Origin of the sequence: Streptomyces coelicoflavus, assembly GCF_003112555.1 — a bacterium.
Lineage (GTDB): Bacteria > Actinomycetota > Actinomycetes > Streptomycetales > Streptomycetaceae > Streptomyces > Streptomyces coelicoflavus.
Genome location: NZ_BEWB01000011.1, coordinates 246,189 through 265,455 on the forward strand (window position 1 = coordinate 246,189; position 19,267 = coordinate 265,455).

Sequence of the window (19,267 nt, forward strand, 5' to 3'; positions counted from 1 at the left end):
GGAACGGGGGACGCCCCCTCTCGCCCCCCCGCGAGCCGCAGCGCCGGGAGGGCACCCTCTTGGCCGACCGAGTCGGACGGTGGGTGGGCAGGGGCCGGGGCCCAGGGGCGGAGCCCCTGGCGGGGCGCGGCGCGGAGCCCCGTACGGCGCGTCCCCCGGCGGCACCCCTTCCGTCGCCCCGCCCGGCTAGGACACCCGCACGACCAACGCCGTGGCCACCGCCATCAGCCCCTCCCCCCGCCCGGGGAACCCGAGCCCGTCCGTCGTCGCCCCCGACACGGACACCGGCGCTCCCACCGCCTCGCGGAGAACCGCCTCCGCCTCCGCCCGCCGCTTGCCGACCTTCGGCCGCGCCCCCACCACCTGCACCGCCACGTTGCCGATCCGGAACCCCCCGTCCCGCACGATCCGCGCCGCCTCCGTCAGCAGCGTCACCCCGGACGCCCCGGACCACTCCGGCCGCCCGGTGCCGAAGTGCTGCCCGAGATCCCCGAGCCCGGCCGCCGAGAACAACGCGTTGCACGCCGCGTGCGCGACGACGTCGGCGTCGGAGTGCCCGGCGAGCCCGGGCCCCTCGCCCTCCCACTTCAGCCCGGCGCACCACAGCTCACGCCCGTCCTCGAAGGCGTGGATGTCCGTACCGATCCCGACCTGCGGCAACAGCAGGGGCTGCTGCTCGCCCGTCCCGGAACCCGTCGTTTCAGAACCCATCGTTGAGCCTCCTGCGCGCCAGTACCGCCTCCGCGAGCACCAGGTCGAGCGGGCGCGTCACCTTGAACGCCTCCTCGTGCCCCGGCACCACCACCACCTCGAGCCCCAGCTGCTCGACCATGCTCGCGTCGTCGGTGACGTCGTCGGTCACCGTCCCGTGGGCGCGCACCAGCGTCGCGCGGTCGAAACCCTGCGGGGTCTGCACCGCGCGCAGCCGTGCCCGCTCCGGCGTGGCCACCACCGGCTCCGGCTCGCCGGGCGTCCCGGCGGGCTCGACCTGCTTGACGGTGTCGGCGAGCGGCACCGCCGGCACCACGGCGGGCGCGCCCTCCCGTACGGCGTCGATCACGGCGTCCACCGTGTCGACCGGCACCAGCGGCCGGGCCGCGTCGTGCACGAGGACGATGCCGTACTCGGGCGGCAGCGCGTCCAGGCCGAGCCGTACGGACTCCTGCCGCGTCGAGCCGCCGGGCACGACGAGAAAGTCGGTCCGCTCAGGCAAGGCGTGCGCGTCCAGGAGGCTCTTCACCTCGTCCGCGCCGTCGGGCGGTGCGACGACCACGACGAGGGAGACCCCCCGGGAGGCGGCCATCGCCCGGACCGCGTGGATGAGCATGGGCGTGCCGCCCAGCGCGCGCAGGGCCTTGGGGGCGCCCGGGCCGAGCCGTACGCCCCGGCCCGCGGCCGGAATCACGACGGCGGTCGGTGTGTTCGCACGGGTGTCGGGGGCCTGCCGGGTGGGCGAGGGACGCGATTCGTCAGACATCGGTTCCTGTCAGGTTTGTGTGCTCGACCTACTTGGGTATGGCCTCACCGTGCCGGGCGCGATGCCTTGACCGGACCCTTCCGTGACCCTGGTCGAGCCAGCAGCCCGGGCCCGGCACGCCAGGATCCCGGGAGGCCTCCCGGGACGAGCGTACGAGGATCATGGGCATCCGGACGTCCGGATGCCGGAAACCGTGTCCGGGTACGAACATGCCGCAGCGCCCGGCGACAGCAAAGTGTCATCGGGCACCGCGGCATTTCCGTGCGCTGAACCGAGTGGCTGACGGTCTGCGCCTCACCTCGGATCCGGTCGGATCAATCCGGTCGGACGAGTCCGGTCGGGTCGATCCAGCCCGGTCAGGAGGCGAGCACCTCGTCGAGCAGGGCCTCCGCCTTGTCCTCGTTGGTGTTCTCCGCGAGAGCCAGCTCGCTCACCAGGATCTGGCGGGCCTTGGCGAGCATGCGCTTCTCACCTGCGGAGAGTCCGCGCTCGCGCTCGCGCCGCCACAGGTCGCGCACGACTTCCGCGACCTTGATGACGTCGCCGGAGGCGAGCTTCTCCAGGTTTGCCTTGTAACGACGCGACCAGTTCGTGGGCTCCTCGGCATACGGCGCGCGCAGCACCTCGAAGACCCGGTCCAGCCCGTCCTGACCGACCACATCACGCACGCCGACGAACTCCGCATTGTCCGCTGGCACACGTACCGTCAGGTCGCCCTGGGCGACCTTCAGCACCAAGTAGGTCTTGTCCACGCCTTTGATCTGGCGAGTTTCGATAGCCTCGATCAGCGCGGCCCCGTGATGGGGATAGACCACGGTGTCGCCAACCTTGAACGTCATGTGACAGGTACCCCTTCCGTGGCTATCCAGGGTAACACGGAAACTGCGTCTACTGAATGGCGTTTTCGCAGGTCAGGGCATATCTCGGGGCTTGACAACAGCAACAGGAACGTGCTGCGCGAGGCGAGCGGAAGAAAGTATTCGCAGGTCGGAGCGGCTCTTCAGGCCGGGCGAAACACGCACGTCACACGCCCCCGGAACCCTGCCCGCATGCCCGAAGATCCCGATATGTCCGGTTCCACGCGTGCGACTTCCGCTACTCCGTTCGGTGGCCGTGGCGGGGTTCCGGACGAATCCGGAATTGATCACGAGGTGCCCCGTCCGGCCCACCGGTGATCAATTTCCTGGCCGCCCGCGCATTCCTTCACGGAAATCTCGCGTCCCCATCCACGACCGGTATGGCGGAGGGCCGCATAGCTGAATGTCGGACGAGTACGAGCCGCAAAACGACGCCCGTAACGGGCCCCGGCCGCTCTCCCACCGCGCCGGCGCCCTACCGCCTGCCGGGCGAAGCCGGGTGGCTTCGGGGAGGGTCGGGTGCGGCGGCCCGAGAACGGCTCGGTAGCCTGAGGCCGCTGACAGCCACTTAGGGCGGCTTTATCCGTTGCCGCCACCCCGCTCGAGACCAAGGAGTTGCCGCCGCCGTGAGCAGCAGCCTTCGACGCGGTGCCCTCGCCGCCGCCGCCATCGCGTTCTCGATCGCCTCGCTCGCCGCGTGCGGCGCCGGTCACAACGCGCAGACGCTGGAGATCAAGCCGGATCACGCTGCCACGACCGTCGGCGACATCGAGGTGCAGAACGCGGTCGTCATCACGCAGCCCGATCTGGAGTCGACCGGCCCGGCCGTGATCGCCGTGACCCTGTTCAACAACGGCAGGACGGACCAGACCCTCGAGTCCATCGCCGTCCCGGACACCGGCAAGTCCGCCGAGCTGAAGCCCGCCAAGGGCGAGAAGGGCGACCTGGTCGTCCCGGCCGGCGGCTCCCTGATCCTCGGCGGCAAGGACAACGCCGCCGCCGTCCTGCCCAGCAGCCGCGAGGCGCTTCAGGACGGGAACGCGCAGAAGATCACCTTCACCTTCAGCAAGACCGGCGAGGTGAGCCTGCGCGCGCTCGTCGTCCCCTCCGAGAGCTACTTCACCGAGTGGGGCCCGAGCGACGTCCCGTCGGCCCCGGGCGCGTCGCAGCCCTCCGGCGAGGCCTCCGCCGACACCTCGGGCGAGCCGTCCGACGGCGAGTCCGCGGGCACCCCGGCGGACGGCTCGACGGCCTCCGGAGAGGCGGACGGGACCGGCACCTCGACGGAGGGCACCCAGGAGGACGGCACCTCCCAGGAGGACGGCACCGGCACCGGCACCGGCACCGGCACGGGTACCGAAGCCGGCCACTGAGCGCCGTAGCCGCACGCACGCGGACACGCACGTACGCCGAAGGGCGGGACCTCTCCGTGAGGTCCCGCCCTTCGTCACCTCCGGCCCGCGGGCCGGCCTACGGCTCGAACTTGTAGCCCAGCCCGCGCACCGTCACCAGGTACCGCGGCGCGCCCGGGTCGGGCTCGATCTTGGCGCGCAGCCGCTTGACGTGGACGTCGAGGGTCTTGGTGTCACCGACGTAGTCGGCACCCCACACCCGGTCGATCAACTGCATGCGGGTCAGCACGCGGCCGGCGTTGCGCAGCAGCATCTCCAGCAGGTCGAACTCCTTGAGCGGCAGGTCGACCTTGGTGCCGCCGACGGTGACCACGTGCCGGTCGACGTCCATGCGGACGGGCCCGGCCTCGAGGGCGGCCGGGGCGACCTCCTCCGGCTCGCCGCGCCGGCGCAGTACGGCACGGATGCGGGCGACCAGCTCGCGGGAGGAGAAGGGCTTGGTGACGTAGTCGTCGGCCCCTATCTCCAGCCCGACGACCTTGTCGATCTCGCTGTCCTTGGCGGTCACCATGATCACGGGAACGTTCGAGCGGCCGCGCAGCTGGCGGCAGACCTCGGTGCCCGGCAGGCCGGGCAGCATCAGGTCGAGGAGCACGAGGTCGGCGCCGTTGCGCTCGAACTCGTCGAGTCCGTCGGGGCCGGTGGTCGCGATGGCGACCTCGAAGCCCTCCTTGCGGAGCATGTACGACAGGGCGTCGGAGAAGGACTCCTCGTCCTCGACGACGAGCACACGGGTCACGGAAGGACCTCCGGGGCGGGAAACGTTTCGTACGGGGATGTTTGGGGGGATGAGGCCGACCGCGGGGTCTCGTCGCCGATTCCGTCGCGGTCGGACCGCTGCCGCGCGCGGTCGCGGGCCAGGCCCGCCTCCGGCAGCCGCAGGGTGAAGGTGGAGCCCTGGCCTTCGGCGCTCCACACCGTGACCTCCCCGCCGTGCGAGGCGACCACGTGCTTGACGATCGCGAGACCCAGGCCGGTGCCTCCGGTGGCCCGTGAGCGGGCCGGGTCGACGCGGTAGAAGCGCTCGAAGACGCGCTCCTTGTCCTTCTCCGAGATGCCGATGCCCTGGTCGGTCACGGCGATCTCGATCAGGTCGCCGCCGGTGGCGGCGACGCGGCGGGCGGCTATGCCGACGCGGGTGCGGGCCGGCGAGTAGTTGACGGCGTTCTCGACGAGGTTGCCGAGGGCGGCGGCGAGCTGGCCGCGGTTGCCGCGTACGTGCAGATCCGCCGTTCCTCCGGCGGCCATGGTGATCTGCTTGGTGCCGGCCGCGTGCCGGCAGCGGTCGATGGCCTCGGCGACCAGCTCGTCCACCCGGACGGGCTCGGCGTCGTCGAGGGGGTCGTCGTTCTGGACCCGGGACAGGTCGATGAGCTCCTGCACCAGGTTCGTCAGCCGGGTCGCCTCGATCTGCATCCGCCCGGCGAACCGCTCCACGGCCTCCGGGTCGTCCGCCGCGTCCATCACGGCCTCGGACAGCAGCGAGAGCGCCCCGACCGGCGTCTTCAGCTCATGGCTCACATTGGCGACGAAGTCGCGCCGTACGGCCTCGATGCGGCGGGCCTCGGTGAGGTCCTCCACCAGCAGCAGCACCAGCCGCGACCCGAGGGGCGCGACGCGCGCCGAGACGGCGAGGGCCTCCCCCCGCCCGTTGCCGCGCCGGGGCAGGTCCAGCTCGACCTGCCGTATCTCCCCGTCCCGCCGCGTGTCCCTGGCCATCTGCAGCATGGGCTCGACGGCGAGCTTGCCGCCCCGGACCAGGCCGAGGGCGTACGCCGCCGAGCTGGCCTTGACCACGGCGTCGGCCTCGTCGAGGACGACGGCGGAGGAGCGCAGTACGGACAGGACGGTGTCGACACCGGGCGGCAGCACGGGGTCGGTGTGCAGCGAGGTGCGCGTGGGGCGCTTCTGCTCCCGCTCGCTCCAGCGGAACGCCAGCATGGCGATGACACCGGTGAGTACTCCGGCGATCGCAGCCGCTGCGGCGACCGCCGCGTTCACGTCCATGTCTCCAAGGTTAGGCACGGCGAACGTCCACGCCCCAGCCATCGGGGTGCGACCTCGAACACTCGTCGCCCAGAGTTCACCTTGGAGCCAGGGATGGTTCATTTGGGGTGCCGGAAACGGACGCGTACAGGACGGAACGTGTAAGCGTGGGGGCACGGCGAGGGGCGCGAGGCCGCTTTTCGAGCCCCTTAAACAGACGTACGAGAGGGAATCCTGATGCGGGACGCGTACCACGAGGAACTTGATTCGATCGGTGACGGTCTGGTGGAGATGGCCCGGCTGGTCGGGTCGGCCATCGGACGCGCCACGACCGCGATCCTCGACTCCGACCTGAAGCTGGCCGAGGCCGTCATCGAGGCGGACCAGAAGGTCGACGACCTCCAGCACGAGCTGGAGGCCCGGGCGATAACCCTGCTGGCCCGACAGCAGCCGGTCGCCACCGACCTGCGCATCGTCGTGACCTCGCTGCGGATGTCGGCCGACCTGGAGCGCTCGGGCGACCTGGCCCAGCACGTGGCCAAGCTGGCCCGGCTGCGCTACCCGGAGCGTGCGGTGCCGCACGACCTGCACGCGACCATCCTGGAGATGGGCCAGCTCGCGCAGCGCCTGATGGCGAAGGCCGCCGAGGTGATCATCACCAAGGACGTCGACCTGGCGCTCCAGCTGGAGCAGGACGACGACGCGATGGACCTCCTGCACCGCACCCTCTTCCAGCACCTGATGGACGACCGCTGGAAGCACGGCATCGAGACGGCCGTCGACGTCACGCTGCTGGGCCGCTACTACGAGCGCTTCGCCGACCACGCGGTCTCGGTCGCCAAGCGGGTGGTCTACCTGGTCACCGGCGAGCACGCGGACACCCTCCAGTCGGACATCCAGCCGGCGACGCAGGTCGAGGGGGCCTGAGCCTCGCCCGCGCGGGAGCGGACTGCTGCGCGGTAGCGGACTGCTGCGCGGGCGGCCTGCTGCGGCGGCGGCAGGCCGCAGGGAGGTCGGCCGCGGGGGGCGCGCGCGTTCGCTTCAGTGCGCCGTTGATGCGACGGCCGCTCGGGGCGTGCAATGGACTCAGGACCCCGGGGCCCCGGGACCCAGGGCCCCGGCACCCGCTTCCAGGAGGAACCATGGCCGATTCCCCCAGCACGAGGCCCGACCCCGCACAGGAACGTCCCACCGAGCAGCCTCCCGAGATCCGCAGCCTCCCGCTGATCGCCGCCTGCGGCTGCGGCTCGGGCTGCGGCTGCGGCTGCCAGTCGGGAAGCCCCTGCCAGTGCGGCTGACGCGGTAGCGGCAACCGGTGCACAGGGGTGCGGCGGCCGGGTTCGCCCCGGCCGCCGCACGGGCGCACCCTGGAGGTAAGACCCTGAAGGAGGTGCGAGGCGCCATGGCTCACTTCATGGACGTACACCACGGGATGCACGGCATCACCTCGGACCAGTTGCACGAGGCCCACCAGGCCGATCTCGCCGTGGAGAAGGACGAGAACGTCCACTTCGAACAGGCGTGGGCGGACCCCGCCTCCGGCACCGTCTACTGCCTCTCCGAGGGGCCGTCGGCCGAGGCGGTCCAGCGCGTGCACGAACGCGCGGGCCACAAGGCGGACGAGATCCACGAGGTCCCCCTGTCGGTATAGACCCGGCCCAGGCCCGGTTCAGACCCGGTCCAGGCCCTGCTACGGGCCGGACAGGCCTCCCGCAGGCGGGTACCGCGTCACCCCGGACTTGAGTACGGGTACTCAGGCCCGGGGCGGGCTCCCGGTCGACCCTGGTTCAGGAGCACGACCACGACCACCACCCCGGGGGGCCCGGATCCCATGAACAGCACCCAGCCGAACAACGCCCGAACCGACCGGACCGACGGCACCGACCGGACCGGCCGCATACGCGGCTTGGTCCGCCTGGTCCTCGCCAACCGCGTCTCCGCGGCCTATCTCACCCTGGTCGGCGGCGCGATGACGGTCGCCGCGGTGCAGCCGCTCTTCTGGAGCGGCCCCGACGCCTCCCTCATCTGGGTGTGGCCGGCCCTGTTCACCTTCCCGGCCTTCGGTTTCGTGGCCTGGCTCGGCGAGGCGGGCTGGGGCGGCGAGGCACCGGCGTGGTTCCTCGTCGGCGGCATCGTGCTCTCGGCGCTGGTCCAGTCCCTGGCCCTGGGGGCGGCGTGGCGGACGCTGCGCGGACGCCGGGGCAACCGCCGGCCCCTGACGACGGCGAACTGACTCCCTCCCTCCCGTCCTCCCCCGCCCGCCCGAACCGACCGAACCGGACCGCGGCGATCGGGCGCCGCCCGTGTGCCCCCTGCGACGGTGGATGCCGAAGGGAGGCCGCATGATCTCCGCGTTGAACCACCTGGTCGACCTGGTCGAGGAGCACCTCGGCGAGGAACCGGACGTTCCCGCACTGGCCGCGAGGCTCGGCACGACCGAGTACCACCTGCGCCGGATGTTCTCGTCGCTGGCGGGCATGCCGTTGTCCGAGTACGTCCGGCGGCGCCGCATGACGGTGGCCGCCGCCGACGTCGTACGGGGCGAGGACGATCTGCTGACCGTCGCCGTCCGGTACGGCTACGGCTCGACGGAGGCGTTCGGACGCGCGTTCCGGTCGGTCCACGGCTCCGTCCCGCGCGACGTCCGCCGCGACGGCGGCCCCCTTCGGACACAGCCGCAGCTCAGGTTCCGCCTGACCGTCGAAGGGAGCACCACCATGGACACCCGTTTCACCGACCGCCCCGCGTTCCGCCTGATCGGCCACGCGACCCGCGTCCCCCTCATCCACGAGGGCGTCAACCCGCACATCCAGCAGCACGTCGCCGCCCTCCCCCCGGAGGCCCACGCCCGCCTGAAGTCCCTCGGCGACACGGACCCGGCGGGCCTGCTCCAGGTCACCGACGACGTGGCCCAGGACAGTCCGGAGGGCACGGAGTTGACCTACCTCCACGGCGTCGCGGTCTCCGGGTCCACCCCGGCCCCCGACGACCTCGACGCCATCGAGGTACCGGCCGGCACGTGGGCGGTCTTCCGCAGCTCGGGCCCCTACCCGGACGCCCTCCAGACCACCTGGGCGGCCACGGCGTCGGAGTGGTTCCCCTCGAACCCCTGGCGCCTGCGCCCCGGCCCGTCGATCGTCACCGTCCTGGACCGGGCGGAGGACTTCACGACGGCGACGACGGAACTGTGGCTGCCGGTGGAACCGGCCTGAGGGCGGGGCGCTCAGTCCGTCCGCAGCTCGTCCGCCAGTTCACCGAGGTCGGCGGTGTCGTCGGCGGGCGGCGCCTCGACGGTCACCGGTTCGTTGACGTCGAGGAAGGTGACGGTCATGTCGAGGGGTTCGCCGTCGATGATCTCGAGCGGCTGGTCGGCGGTACCGCCCTTCGACGTGTACGTGTCGCTGCGCATCCGGAACCGCTTGGTGCGGTTGTCGTCGCCGACCCACAGGTCCATGGTGAGGGTGCCGTCGAGGCGCATGGCCGAGAACTGGGCGAGACTGTCGATCCGGCGCTCGCGGGCCGCCTTGTCGGGGGCGGCGTCGCGGGCGGCATGCAGGCCGTCGCTGGTGACCGTTCCTCTGTAGTGCGTGGCCGGGACGCCCTCGACCGTCTCGGCCCCGACGCGCCGCACGTCCTTGGAGGCGATCAGCATCGCCGACTGCACGACCGGGTTGCCTTCGAGCTGACACGGCAGCACGCCGTACGAATTGTTGTCGAACAGGTCGCGTCCCCACGCGGCCGGCTCGGCGCTGAACCAGCTCGCGCCCTTCAGCATCCCGGAGTCGGCGGCGTCTCCGTGGACGTACATCGCCCCGTCGACGAACCGGATCTCCAACGGGCCGCCTCCGTACCTGCCGGTGGCGGTCAGCTTCATCCCCATGGTCATCGGCGCCGTGTGCATGGACGCCTCGGCCTTCACCCGGCCCCACTCCGGCACGGAGCCGGTGACCCGGTAGCGCAGCGACGTGATGCGCTCGGAGCCCGCCACCGCCTTCGCCACGGCCTGCACGGGTGTCACGGCGGGTGAACTCTCCCTCGCGGACGCCGAGTCACTCGCCACCCCCTCCCCGCAGGCAGCCGTTCCTCCGGCGAGCAGCACGACGGCGAACGCCGCACCCGTCGCCCTGCGCGGTATCCGGCCACGCGGTGAATTCCCCACGATTCCCCCCCCCGGAATCAGAGCGGCCGACCGTGCCGCGCCGTGAGCGTATCCCGGTGCACGCCGCTTGATCCACGGAGCCGCGTGAGCCCGACCCGAGCCCCGCGCAGTCGGCTGCTAGCTTCCGGAGCCATGACGGACAGCGTGTACGTGGGCAACGCGGGCAAGGACGCGGCACTGGACCGGGGGTGGCTGCTGGGGCACTTCAAGGGCGCCTCAGACCCCCGGCACAGTGAGGACGTGGAGATCAAGTGGGGCGTCCACCCGAAGGGGGACGAGCGCGCCCACTGGGTCACCGGTGAGGAACGCACCGCCCTCCAGGTCCTCATCAGCGGCCGCTTCCGCGTGGAACTGCCCGGCCGCAGCGTCGTCCTGGCCGAACAGGGCGACTACGTCGTGTGGGGCAGGGGCGTCGACCACTCCTGGTACGCGGAGGAGGAGTCCGTGGTCCTGACGGTGCGGTGGCCGTCCCTGCCCGGCTACGCGGTCGACCGGGACGCCTACGGGGCGCCGCCCGCCAGGGACTGAGCAGCCCGGAGGGACCGAACTCACCTGCTGGATGGCCGACATGCCGACCCAGAACAGCACTTGCCACTCCGGAAACTCAACACTTTCCACATAGGAAACAGACTGCTACTCTTTCCAGTATGGAAACTAACGGGGTACCGCTGACGCCGGAGCAGGCCCGGGCCGCTCTGACCGACACCGAGCGGGTCCGGGTCTCGGCGGCGGCGCTGACGGCCACACCATGGCCGACCTGGTTCTTCATCACGCTGACGCTCTACGTCGCCGTCCTCCCGATCACCCTCGGAGGCATCACGGCCGACCGTGACTGGCTGCTGCCGCGCCCCGCCTGGATGGCCGCCATGCTGGCGATCACCGCGCTCTACGCGGCACTCTTCGCGGTCGCGGCGAAGGCCTGGCGCGACAAGACCGGCGTGGCACTGCGGATGGACGTACTGCCGAAGCGGGCGACCCTGCCGCTCATGGTCGGCCTGCCCCTGCTGCTGGTCGGGGGACCGCTCGTCTTCCGTGCCACGGGCCGACCGGTGTGGCTGATCGCGGCCTCCTTGCTGGGCGCGGCCGTGTCCGTCGGCTTCCACCTCACCTTCGTACGCCTGCACCGGAGGACCGCGTGAGCGCCGAGCCCCGCGACCCTCTGGCCGGCTTCGACACCACCATCCACGCCCCGCACCGACTGCGCATCTGCGCCCTGCTCGAGGCAGCGGGGGAGGCGGAGTTCAGCCTGGTCCAGAAAGAACTCGGCCTCTCCGCCTCCGCGTTGAGCAAGCACGTCACCGTCCTGATGGACGCCGGCCACGTCGAACAACGCAAGGCCGTCCGAGACACCCGCCGGCGCGTGTGGCTCCGCCTGACCAAGCAGGGCCGGGCCGCGTACCAGGGCCACCTCGCGGCCCTGCGCGCCATCGTGGGTCCGTCCGACCCGGCTCCCTGACCGACGAGACCGGGACGCCAGAATCCCCCGATGACGGCGCCCCCACCGCTGCCGCGCATCCGGCTGTCCGTACCGCGTGGCACTGTGCCGCCATGACGACATCGACAGAGCTGACCCTCTTCGCCGACTACTTCCAGATACACGTGTGCGATGCGGAGGGGGACGGGGATCTGATCGAGGCATGGAGGGCCGCCCGGGCCGACGTCGACTCGGACCGGAGCCCGGAGACCACGGAGCAGATCCGCCTCCAGGTGTGGGCGGCCCCGGAGTCTCCGACAACGGTCATCAAACGATGGGCCGCTGATCGCTCCTGAAGGGGCACCGCGCCAACGAGGGCACGCAACCTTGCCTCTCCAGCCCGCGTCGGCTCGAGTAGAGGCGCCCCCACGCCACGATCGGTACGAAGCAGGTCGTCATCACCCACTCCCCCTCCCCCGGCGCGTCCGCCACCGTACGCAGCACCGCTGAACGGCCCCGTGCCACCCGCCCGTTGTCAGTGCCGGCCTTTAGGCTTTCGAGTGCGCGGTCGGCTTCCGGGGGTTCCAGCTCTGTAAGGAATGGTTGCATCCCCGGCCTGTCCGGGGGCGGCCCGGAGAATCGTCCGGGACCCAACCGACGGCCGGGCTTCGTCGATGGCCAGCGGATGACCTGCCAGCGCCGACCGCGCACCCGTCAACGACGCCAGCGACCGAGTTCCCCACCACGATCCAGGGTGCGGCCGAGAAGGGGCAGCAGGCGGTCCCAGTGACGCCGCAGCGCGGCGGCGTCGAAGGCGTCGGCGTCGGACATGGTGAAGCCGTGGACGGTGCCGGAATAGATCTCGGAGGTGTAGCCGACACCCGCCGCGTCCAGGCCCTGGTTGAGTTCGCCGAGGTCATCGGGCGTCAAGTCGCTCTCGGCGTGGCCGAAGTGGACCTCGGCGGCCAGTCTGGCGAGGCTGTCGGGCCCGTCGGCTCCCACGGGAGCGTGGAATGCGGCGAGGGCGGCCACCTGGTCCGGGTGGGCCACCGCGGTGCGCGTCGCCAGGAGGCCGCCGATGCAGTAGCCGGTCACCGCGACCGGTCCGGGACCGACCTCGGGCTGAGCGGCGAGGAACGTGAGAAAGGCGTCGGCGTCGCGCAGGACCCGTTCCGCGGTGTGCGCCTCGATCAAGGGCATCACCTGGGCGAAGACCGCACCCCGGGCCTCTTCCCCGATGTACTCGGGAAGCTCGACGACCGGCGCCGGGCCGTGCCGGTAGAAGTAGTTGGGCACGAGTACGTAGTACCCGTGCCCGGCCAGTTCGCGGGCCATCTCCCGCAGCACGGGCCGGATCCCGAAGCCGTCCGCGTACATCAGCACGCCCGGGTACCGCTCCCCGTCGCCGGGGAAGGCGGCGAACGCGTCGGCCCGTCCGTCCGCGGTCGGAATCTGCAACGTCTTGATGGGCATGAACTCTCCTGTCGTGGTTGATGTGTCGAGCCTGTGATCAACACGACGGAGGCGGAGCCCGCGCGGCGCTCAGAGGAGCACCGGGTCACCAATCCGTGTGTGGCGCGAAGCCGTCCCGGTAGTCATGACTCCAGAACATAGCCCACCGGACGCCGCAGGGGTCGGGCCCTACGACGTCCGGTGGGCTACTGGGCCGCCTGTTCTCGACGTGCACGCTGGTGCCGTCGCGGCCTCACGCCGGGGGATAGATGTCCCCGCCCCGCTCCATGCTTTCCTCTTCACTCTGACTCTGCAGCCTTCGGGCCTTATCCCGGAGCCGCTTCCGCTCTTCCGGGTCGCCGGCCCGCTCCGAGGCGGCCTGCAACTCCTGGGCCTTGTCGCGCATCTGCTGGAGTCGGGCGCGCGTTTCTCCGCTTTCACTCATGGGATCCGTCCTCGCATCGTGAGCGGCGGTTGCGCATACCAGCGAATCACACACGGCTACCCTTCGCACCCGGAGCGTTACCCGGCCCGTGCTGAGTACCGCAGGGCTGATGACGTCACCTCGTAACGGCGTACGTTCTACTGTGGTCACCGACCGAAGGGGCGACGCATGGCCTACGTCGTGGATCTGATCTGCTATCCCGTCAAGGGGTGTGCGGGCACGTCGTCGAACGATGCGCTCCTGACGCCGGCGGGCCTCGCCCACGACCGCAGCTTCATGGTCATCGGCGAGGACGGGACCTTCCGCACGCAACGCCGGCATCCCCGCCTCGCCCTGGTCCGTCCGGCCATCAGCACCGACGGCACCCGGCTCACGCTTGACGCGGCCTGCGGGGCCGACGGCACGGGCCGCTTCGGCACGCTGTGCCTCGACGTGACGACGTCCGCGCCGCGCCGCGACGTCGATCTGTTCGGCACCGCTTACCAGGGGATCGACCAGGGTGACGAAGCCGCCGCCTGGCTGTCGGAGTTCCTCGGCACCCCCAGCCGTCTGGTCCGCGTCCCGCCGGAGCACGACCGCATCGCCGACGGCCTGACCTCTGGCCCGTCCGGCTATGCCGACAGCAGTGCGGTGCACCTGCTGTCCCGCGCCTCCCTCACCCTTCTCAACCAGCGGATGGCTGAGCGCGGTGCCCCGATCCTGCCGATGAACCGCTTCCGCCCGAACATCGTCGTCGACAGCCACGAGGGTCACGACAACGACAGCGGCAGCGACCGGGCAGCCCTGCCGCACGCCGAGGACCGCGCACGCCGCATCTCCATCGGCGGTGCCGAATTGGGGTACGCCAAACTCGCGGTGCGCTGTGCCGTCACCCTGGTCGAGCAGGAGGCCGGAGCAAGGCGGGGGCCGGAGCCCCTGCGCACACTCGCGAGCTACCGGCGGGCGGCAAGCGGCGGCGTGGTGTTCGGCGCCAAGTTCTCCGTGATCACGCCGGGAAAGCTGTCGGTCGGCGACGAGGTTGTCGTCCGGGAGTGGGGCGACGCCGAACTGTAGGTTCCCGCCCGGAGACGGCCCGGGACCAGTACCTTGACGGGCGCGGCTCAGATCGCGAACAGCGCATCCCCTTGTGCCTGAGGCGCCGGATCGAGTACCTGGCGCAACTGGCCAATGCTTCGTTTCCAGGCTCTGCCTCCCTCGGACCCCTCCCAAAGCTCTGAGAGCTCGGATTCGTCTGCGACGACCCGGTCCAAGGCCTCGACGGCCAACGACCTGAGGTCCGCGGACAGGGTCGGAATCGGCTCTTCGGGGCCGTACGGAGTATTGGCAGGCCCAGTATCTGAGCATTGGGCAACCACCAGGGCAGCAGCCGCAACTGCTTCCTCGGCTTCCGGGGCCTCCAGGTAGTCCTTGCTGTCGGCAGCGCGCACAAGAACCCTGCGGATGAGGGCTTCACGCTCCAGCATGTCGGCGTCGTCCAGATCGTTCGCGAAGTCCGCGGCTGTGTCGTTGTCGAACGGATGGATGTCCCATGTGCCCATGGCTCCCCCACTCAGTTGGTTGACCGGGATCTTCGCACTGGCCACTGACACCGATACAACGAGCATGTACGAGGGTGAAGGAGACGGATGGGCGCCCACAGCCGACGCCTTCGGTTGGCCGGATTGCTGGTCTGAGGGCTTCGTCAACCCGAGGATGCTGGCATGCACCGCACCGATGAGGAACACGAACAGCTCAGGCTGATCCGCCGCTATGTCACGCCCGGCCGTAGATATCTCAAGCTCGGCGGCGCCCTCCTCGGTATGAGTGAGCGCGATCGGGACACGTTCCTGCGGAAGCTGGGCAGGGCTGCGGGCGAGATCAGTCCTCGTGAGCTGGATGCGCTGCTTGACCGAGGATGGCGCGAGTGCACGGCGGCGGCCTGGCTCATCGCCGTGGCCGGCAGAACCGAGTTCCGGGAACGTCTCGGCGGGCTTCTGCTCGCCAGTCGAGGGCCCTTCGTGGGCCAGGCCTACTGTGTCTGCCTGGCCTCCTTCGGCACCTCTGCCGACGCCGACATCCTGGAGGCCTACCTCGACCGCTACCTGCCTCGCGCTGATCTCTACTACGACCAGACGGCCGCCCTCGGTGCGCTCTTGCTGCTCGATGCCAAGCTCGGTGCCGACCACGCGGCCCGGTTCCTCACCCCCGACGGGCTCTGGCAGCAGTGGATCGACGGGCCGCCCGGCAAGGACCGCGACGCCCCCGACACCTACCGGGAATTCATCGGCCAGCTCCTCGCTTGCGCGGACGTAGCTGCCAAGCACTGCCCTGACAGGCTGACATGAACCCCTGACCTGCGACGGAGCGGCGTCGGAGTCCCGCTGCGGACATCCCCTGACGGAGCTGAACAAGCCTCAAGCCCCCTGCCCACGGACAATCCGCAGGCAGGGGGCTTGATCAGTACCGCTTACTTCTTCTTGCCCTGGTTCTTCACGGCCTCGATCGCCGCCGCGGCCGCGTCCGGGTCGAGGTACGTGCCGCCGGGGTTCAGGGGCTTGAACTCGGCGTCGAGTTCGTAGGACAGCGGGATGCCCGTCGGGATGTTCAGGCCCGCGATGTCCGCGTCGGAGACGCCGTCGAGGTGCTTGACGAGGGCGCGGAGGGAGTTGCCGTGGGCGGCGACGAGGACCGTGCGGCCGGTGAGGAGGTCGGGGACGATGCTGTCGAACCAGTACGGCAGCATGCGGCCGACGACGTCCTTCAGGCACTCCGTCTGCGGGCGCAGCTCCGGCGGGAGCATCGCGTAGCGCGGGTCGGAGAACTGGGAGTACTCGGCGTCGCGGTCCAGCGCGGGCGGCGGGGTGTCGTAGGAGCGGCGCCACAGCATGAACTGCTCCTCGCCGAACTCCGCGAGGGTCTGGGCCTTGTCCTTGCCCTGGAGGGCGCCGTAGTGGCGCTCGTTGAGGCGCCAGTGGCGGTTGACAGGGATCCAGTGGCGGTCGGCGGCCTCCAGCGCGAGCTGGGCCGTGCGGATCGCGCGCTTCTGGACGGACGTGTGGACCACGTCGGGCAGCAGGCCGGCGTCCTTGAGCAGCTCGCCGCCGCGCGTCGCCTCCTTCTCGCCCTTCGGGGTGAGGTTGACGTCCACCCAGCCGGTGAACAGGTTCTTCTCGTTCCACTCGCTCTCGCCGTGGCGGAGGAGGATCAGCTTGTACGGTGCGTCGGCCATACGACCGAGCGTAATCCAACGGCCCGATCCCCCGCGCAGGCGCCCGGTGGGCGGACGGCGGGCGGACGGCGGGCGGCGGGCGGCGGGCGGACAGTGGGCGGACGGTTGACGGGAAGTGTTAATCGAGTGGCCCGCCGCCTCACGGGTTCGTAAGTTGTGCTTACCGCATCAGCCGCTTACATCATCTCGGGGGACCCATGTCAGTCGCCGGACTCAGGCGTGCCGCACGCGAGACCGTCTCCGGGCTCCCGCGCGAGTTCTGGTGGCTGTGGACCAGCACCCTGGTCAACCGGCTCGGTGCCTTCGTCGCCACCTTCATGGCGCTGTACCTGACCATCGACCGCGGCTACTCCGCCTCGTACGCCGGTCTGGTCGCCGCCCTGCACGGGCTCGGCGGGGTGGTGTCCTCGCTGGGTGCCGGGGTGATGACCGACCGGTTCGGGCGGCGGCCGACGCTGCTCGTCGCGCAGACCTCCACCGCGCTGTCGGTCGCGCTGCTCGGCTTCATGCGGGACCCGGTGGCCATCGCCGCCGTCGCCTTCCTCGTCGGCATGGCGAGCAACGCCTCCCGGCCGGCCGTGCAGGCGATGATGGCGGACATCGTGCGGCCCGAGGACCGGGTCCGGGCGTTCTCGCTCAACTACTGGGCGATCAACCTCGGCTTCGCGATCTCCTCCATGGCGGCCGGGTTCATCGCCGAGGTCAGCTATCTCGCCGGGTTCATGATCGAGGCCGGGATGACGCTGGTGTGCGCCGTCCTCGTCTTCGTGAAGCTGCCCGAGTCCCGGCCGTCCGGGCCGACGGGGACCGGCGGCCCCGATGACAAGGAAGCCGCCGTCTCCCTCCTGACCGTGCTGCGCGACGGGCGGTACATGGGTGTCGTGGGGCTGTCCTTCCTCATCGCCCTGATCTTCCAGCAGGCCTACGTCGGGCTGCCCGTCGCCATGGGCGAGGCCGGGTTCACGCCCGCGGACTTCGGCATGGCGATCGCCGTCAACGGGGTGCTGATCGTCGTCCTTCAGATTCCCGTCACCCGGTTCATCCAGCACCGCGACCCGCGACTGCTGCTCATCGGCTCCTCCCTGCTGGCCGGGTACGGCTTCGGTCTCACCGCCTTCGCCGGGTCGGTCGGGGTCTTCGCCCTCACCGTGTGCGTGTGGACGCTGGCCGAGATCGTCAACGCGCCGACCCAGACCGGGCTCGTCGTCCGCCTCTCCCCCGTGCACGGGCGCGGGCGGTATCAGGGCATGTACACCATGTCCTGGGCGGTCGCCGCCCTCGTCGCCCCGCTGATGTCCGGGTTCGTCATCGACCACTGGGGCGCCGAGTGGCTGTGGGGCGTCTGCGCCGTCGTCGGGACGGTGGCGGCGGCCGGGTACTGGGGGCTCATGCGGGGGCTGCCGGACGACGACGGGACACCGGTCGCCCGGGAAGCGTCCGGTGCGCCCGCCCCGGACGCTCCCCGGGCCGACGCCGACGCCGGCGCCGTCTGACGCCGTGGCCCCGCCGCCCGCTCACGGGTGCATCCGCGCCCCCTTCAGCACCTTGTCCACCGCGTTCCTCGGGCCGTACACCGCGAGGCCCACCAGGTCCAGGCCGGCCGTCGGCACGGCCCGTACCGCCGCCCGGTTGTCGCGGTCGTTGCCCGTGGAGAAGAGGTCGGACGTGAAGAGGGCGCGGGGCAGGGCGCGCGACAGCACGCGCGCGTGGGCCTTCGTCAGGGTCTCCTTCGTGCCCTCGAAGACCAGGACCGGCTGGCGGAACATCGGCAGGTAGCCGACCGCGTCGGCGTCCTCGTACGGCTCCCCGATCACCTCGGGGAACTGGCTGCCCAGGCCGCTGACCAGGAAGGCCGTGACGTTGAGGCGCTGCCAGGTCTCCAGGTCCCCGCGCAGCAGTACGGCGATCTTGGTGTCGAAGCGGACGGGGGCAGCGGTTCCGGGCGCTTCGGGGGCTGCTTCGTGCGTGCTCATACGGTGAGACTGCCGACCTGTACCGCGCCCGGTCTTGTACGTTTTTTGCATGGGCGGCCGATCGAAGGACCAGCGGAACGTCTCCGCCTGGCGCCCGCGCGTCCCCGGCGTCGTCGAGGTCTTCCACGCCCACTACACCGAGTACGCCTACCCGATGCACGTCCACGACGCCTGGACGCTGCTCATCGTCGACGACGGCGCCGTACGGTACGACCTGGACCGGCACGAGCACGGCACCCCGCACGACACGGTGTCGCTGCTCCCGCCGCACGTGCCGCACAACGGCTCCCCGGCCACCCCGGACGGCTTCCGCAAGCGCGTCCTGTACCTGGACGCCTCCCGGCTCGGCGACGAGCTGATCGGACCGGCGGTGGACGCGCCCGACCTGCGCGACCCGGTGCTGCGGCGGCGGGTCGGGCAGCTGCACGCCGCGCTCGCGCTGCCCGGGGACGAGCTGGAGGCGGAGAGCCGGCTGACGCTGATCGGCGAGCGGCTGCGCACCCACCTGCGTCCCCGCGGCGACGAAGACCCCGTGCCCCGGGACCCCGTGCGCCGGGACCCCGCGCTCGCCCGGCGGCTGCGGGAGCTGCTCGACGAGCGGGTCGTCGCGGGGATCGGGCTCGAGGAGGCGGCCGCGCTCGTGCCCGCGCATCCGGCGCATCTCGTACGGGCGTTCAGCGGGGCGTACGGCATCGCGCCGCACCAGTACCTGATGTCCCGCCGGGTCGACCGGGCCCGGCGGCTGCTGCTGGCCGGACGGGCCCCGGCGGACGTGGCCGGCGCCACCGGGTTCTACGACCAGGCCCATCTCACCCGGCACTTCAAGCGGCTGGTGGGGGTCACGCCGGGGCGCTACCGGGCGAGCGGCACGCGAAGGGGCTGAG

Annotated in this window: 25 protein-coding genes; 14 read left to right on the plus strand and 11 right to left on the minus strand. The window is 71.2% G+C overall.

Annotated features, from left to right (window positions below; translation table 11 throughout):
* Positions 1–186: 186 nt before the first annotated feature.
* From ispF to Sco07f_RS26995, 3 genes are all read right to left on the minus strand, one after another.
* The gene (gene ispF, locus Sco07f_RS26980) at positions 187–711 is read right to left on the minus strand and encodes a 2-C-methyl-D-erythritol 2,4-cyclodiphosphate synthase (RefSeq protein WP_108989441.1); all 525 of its coding nucleotides are present in this window, start codon (positions 709–711) and stop codon (positions 187–189) included.
* Positions 701–1,477, minus strand: coding sequence for a 2-C-methyl-D-erythritol 4-phosphate cytidylyltransferase (gene ispD / locus Sco07f_RS26985; RefSeq protein WP_108989442.1), 777 nt, complete (start codon positions 1,475–1,477; stop codon positions 701–703). Before ispD ends, ispF begins: the two co-directional genes overlap by 11 nt.
* A gap of 356 nt (positions 1,478–1,833) precedes the next feature.
* Positions 1,834–2,316 (minus strand): CarD family transcriptional regulator, encoded by a 483-nt coding sequence (locus Sco07f_RS26995; protein ID WP_003953493.1) that lies wholly within the window; start codon positions 2,314–2,316, stop codon positions 1,834–1,836.
* A gap of 644 nt (positions 2,317–2,960) precedes the next feature.
* Between Sco07f_RS26995 and Sco07f_RS27005 the strand changes: the two genes are divergently transcribed.
* On the plus strand, positions 2,961–3,707 hold the full coding sequence (locus tag Sco07f_RS27005) for a copper chaperone PCu(A)C domain-containing protein (protein ID WP_087790466.1): 747 nt from the start codon (positions 2,961–2,963) through the stop codon (positions 3,705–3,707).
* Between the two features lie 97 nt (positions 3,708–3,804).
* On the opposite strand, the gene phoP is transcribed toward Sco07f_RS27005, so the two are convergent.
* Together phoP and phoR are read right to left on the minus strand one after the other, a co-directional pair.
* The gene (phoP, locus tag Sco07f_RS27010) at positions 3,805–4,476 is read right to left on the minus strand and encodes a two-component system response regulator PhoP (protein ID WP_011029519.1); all 672 of its coding nucleotides are present in this window, start codon (positions 4,474–4,476) and stop codon (positions 3,805–3,807) included.
* 5 nt (positions 4,477–4,481) lie between these two features.
* A complete protein-coding gene (gene phoR / locus Sco07f_RS27015; protein WP_054101648.1) occupies positions 4,482–5,753 on the minus strand; it encodes a two-component system sensor histidine kinase PhoR in 1,272 nt (423 codons plus the stop codon).
* A 216-nt stretch (positions 5,754–5,969) separates the two neighbouring features.
* On the opposite strand from phoR, the gene phoU reads away from it, so the two are divergent.
* The 5 genes from phoU (at position 5,970) to Sco07f_RS27040 (ending at position 8,944) form a co-directional block, all read left to right on the plus strand.
* On the plus strand, positions 5,970–6,659 hold the full coding sequence (gene phoU, locus Sco07f_RS27020) for a phosphate signaling complex protein PhoU (RefSeq protein WP_054101649.1): 690 nt from the start codon (positions 5,970–5,972) through the stop codon (positions 6,657–6,659).
* A gap of 215 nt (positions 6,660–6,874) precedes the next feature.
* Positions 6,875–7,030 (plus strand): hypothetical protein, encoded by a 156-nt coding sequence (locus Sco07f_RS40215; RefSeq protein WP_164384231.1) that lies wholly within the window; start codon positions 6,875–6,877, stop codon positions 7,028–7,030.
* Between the two features lie 104 nt (positions 7,031–7,134).
* Positions 7,135–7,383 (plus strand): SCO4226 family nickel-binding protein, encoded by a 249-nt coding sequence (locus Sco07f_RS27030; RefSeq protein ID WP_087790464.1) that lies wholly within the window; start codon positions 7,135–7,137, stop codon positions 7,381–7,383.
* Positions 7,384–7,563: 180 nt separating this feature from the next.
* Positions 7,564–7,965, plus strand: coding sequence for an SCO4225 family membrane protein (locus Sco07f_RS27035; protein ID WP_054101650.1), 402 nt, complete (start codon positions 7,564–7,566; stop codon positions 7,963–7,965).
* 109 nt (positions 7,966–8,074) lie between these two features.
* Positions 8,075–8,944: an AraC family transcriptional regulator gene (locus tag Sco07f_RS27040; protein ID WP_167468235.1), complete on the plus strand. Its 870-nt coding sequence runs from the start codon at positions 8,075–8,077 to the stop codon at positions 8,942–8,944.
* Between the two features lie 11 nt (positions 8,945–8,955).
* On the opposite strand, the gene Sco07f_RS27045 is transcribed toward Sco07f_RS27040, so the two are convergent.
* Positions 8,956–9,867, minus strand: a complete 912-nt coding sequence (locus Sco07f_RS27045) for an SCO4651 family lipoprotein (RefSeq protein WP_501207502.1) — start codon at positions 9,865–9,867, stop codon at positions 8,956–8,958.
* Between the two features lie 156 nt (positions 9,868–10,023).
* Here Sco07f_RS27045 and Sco07f_RS27050 point away from each other — a divergent pair, with 156 nt between their 5' ends.
* From Sco07f_RS27050 to Sco07f_RS27065, 4 genes are all read left to right on the plus strand, one after another.
* Complete coding sequence (locus tag Sco07f_RS27050; RefSeq protein ID WP_108989445.1) at positions 10,024–10,419, plus strand: cupin domain-containing protein; 396 nt, start codon at positions 10,024–10,026, stop codon at positions 10,417–10,419.
* 119 nt (positions 10,420–10,538) lie between these two features.
* Positions 10,539–11,030: a hypothetical protein gene (locus tag Sco07f_RS27055; protein ID WP_087790460.1), complete on the plus strand. Its 492-nt coding sequence runs from the start codon at positions 10,539–10,541 to the stop codon at positions 11,028–11,030.
* The gene (locus Sco07f_RS27060; protein WP_108989446.1) at positions 11,027–11,347 is read left to right on the plus strand and encodes a transcriptional regulator; all 321 of its coding nucleotides are present in this window, start codon (positions 11,027–11,029) and stop codon (positions 11,345–11,347) included. Before Sco07f_RS27055 ends, Sco07f_RS27060 begins: the two co-directional genes overlap by 4 nt.
* Before the next feature lie 92 nt (positions 11,348–11,439).
* Positions 11,440–11,661 carry a hypothetical protein gene (locus Sco07f_RS27065; RefSeq protein WP_108989447.1) on the plus strand — a complete coding sequence of 74 codons (222 nt, stop codon included), beginning with the start codon at positions 11,440–11,442 and terminating at the stop codon, positions 11,659–11,661.
* Between the two features lie 358 nt (positions 11,662–12,019).
* On the opposite strand, the gene Sco07f_RS27070 is transcribed toward Sco07f_RS27065, so the two are convergent.
* Complete coding sequence (locus Sco07f_RS27070) at positions 12,020–12,778, minus strand: dienelactone hydrolase family protein (RefSeq protein WP_108989448.1); 759 nt, start codon at positions 12,776–12,778, stop codon at positions 12,020–12,022.
* Between the two features lie 232 nt (positions 12,779–13,010).
* Positions 13,011–13,202, minus strand: a complete 192-nt coding sequence (locus tag Sco07f_RS27075; RefSeq protein ID WP_054101656.1) for a DUF6381 family protein — start codon at positions 13,200–13,202, stop codon at positions 13,011–13,013.
* 168 nt (positions 13,203–13,370) lie between these two features.
* Between Sco07f_RS27075 and Sco07f_RS27080 the strand changes: the two genes are divergently transcribed.
* Positions 13,371–14,255, plus strand: a complete 885-nt coding sequence (locus tag Sco07f_RS27080) for an MOSC domain-containing protein (protein WP_108989449.1) — start codon at positions 13,371–13,373, stop codon at positions 14,253–14,255.
* 47 nt (positions 14,256–14,302) lie between these two features.
* Here Sco07f_RS27080 and Sco07f_RS27085 read toward each other — a convergent pair whose 3' ends face one another.
* Entirely contained in the window at positions 14,303–14,740 is a 438-nt protein-coding gene (locus Sco07f_RS27085) for a DUF4259 domain-containing protein (protein WP_108989450.1), read from the minus strand.
* 162 nt (positions 14,741–14,902) lie between these two features.
* Between Sco07f_RS27085 and Sco07f_RS27090 the strand changes: the two genes are divergently transcribed.
* Positions 14,903–15,526 carry a DUF6000 family protein gene (locus Sco07f_RS27090; RefSeq protein ID WP_108989451.1) on the plus strand — a complete coding sequence of 208 codons (624 nt, stop codon included), beginning with the start codon at positions 14,903–14,905 and terminating at the stop codon, positions 15,524–15,526.
* Between the two features lie 122 nt (positions 15,527–15,648).
* Here the strand turns inward: Sco07f_RS27090 and Sco07f_RS27095 are convergent, their stop codons facing one another.
* A complete protein-coding gene (locus tag Sco07f_RS27095) occupies positions 15,649–16,410 on the minus strand; it encodes a phosphoglyceromutase (RefSeq protein WP_007451013.1) in 762 nt (253 codons plus the stop codon).
* A 197-nt stretch (positions 16,411–16,607) separates the two neighbouring features.
* On the opposite strand from Sco07f_RS27095, the gene Sco07f_RS27100 reads away from it, so the two are divergent.
* A complete protein-coding gene (locus Sco07f_RS27100; RefSeq protein WP_087790454.1) occupies positions 16,608–17,903 on the plus strand; it encodes an MDR family MFS transporter in 1,296 nt (431 codons plus the stop codon).
* A gap of 21 nt (positions 17,904–17,924) precedes the next feature.
* On the opposite strand, the gene Sco07f_RS27105 is transcribed toward Sco07f_RS27100, so the two are convergent.
* Positions 17,925–18,383 carry a DUF2000 domain-containing protein gene (locus Sco07f_RS27105; protein ID WP_108989452.1) on the minus strand — a complete coding sequence of 153 codons (459 nt, stop codon included), beginning with the start codon at positions 18,381–18,383 and terminating at the stop codon, positions 17,925–17,927.
* A gap of 49 nt (positions 18,384–18,432) precedes the next feature.
* Here Sco07f_RS27105 and Sco07f_RS27110 point away from each other — a divergent pair, with 49 nt between their 5' ends.
* Positions 18,433–19,266 (plus strand): AraC family transcriptional regulator, encoded by an 834-nt coding sequence (locus Sco07f_RS27110; RefSeq protein ID WP_007451039.1) that lies wholly within the window; start codon positions 18,433–18,435, stop codon positions 19,264–19,266.
* Position 19,267: the final 1 nt, after the last annotated feature.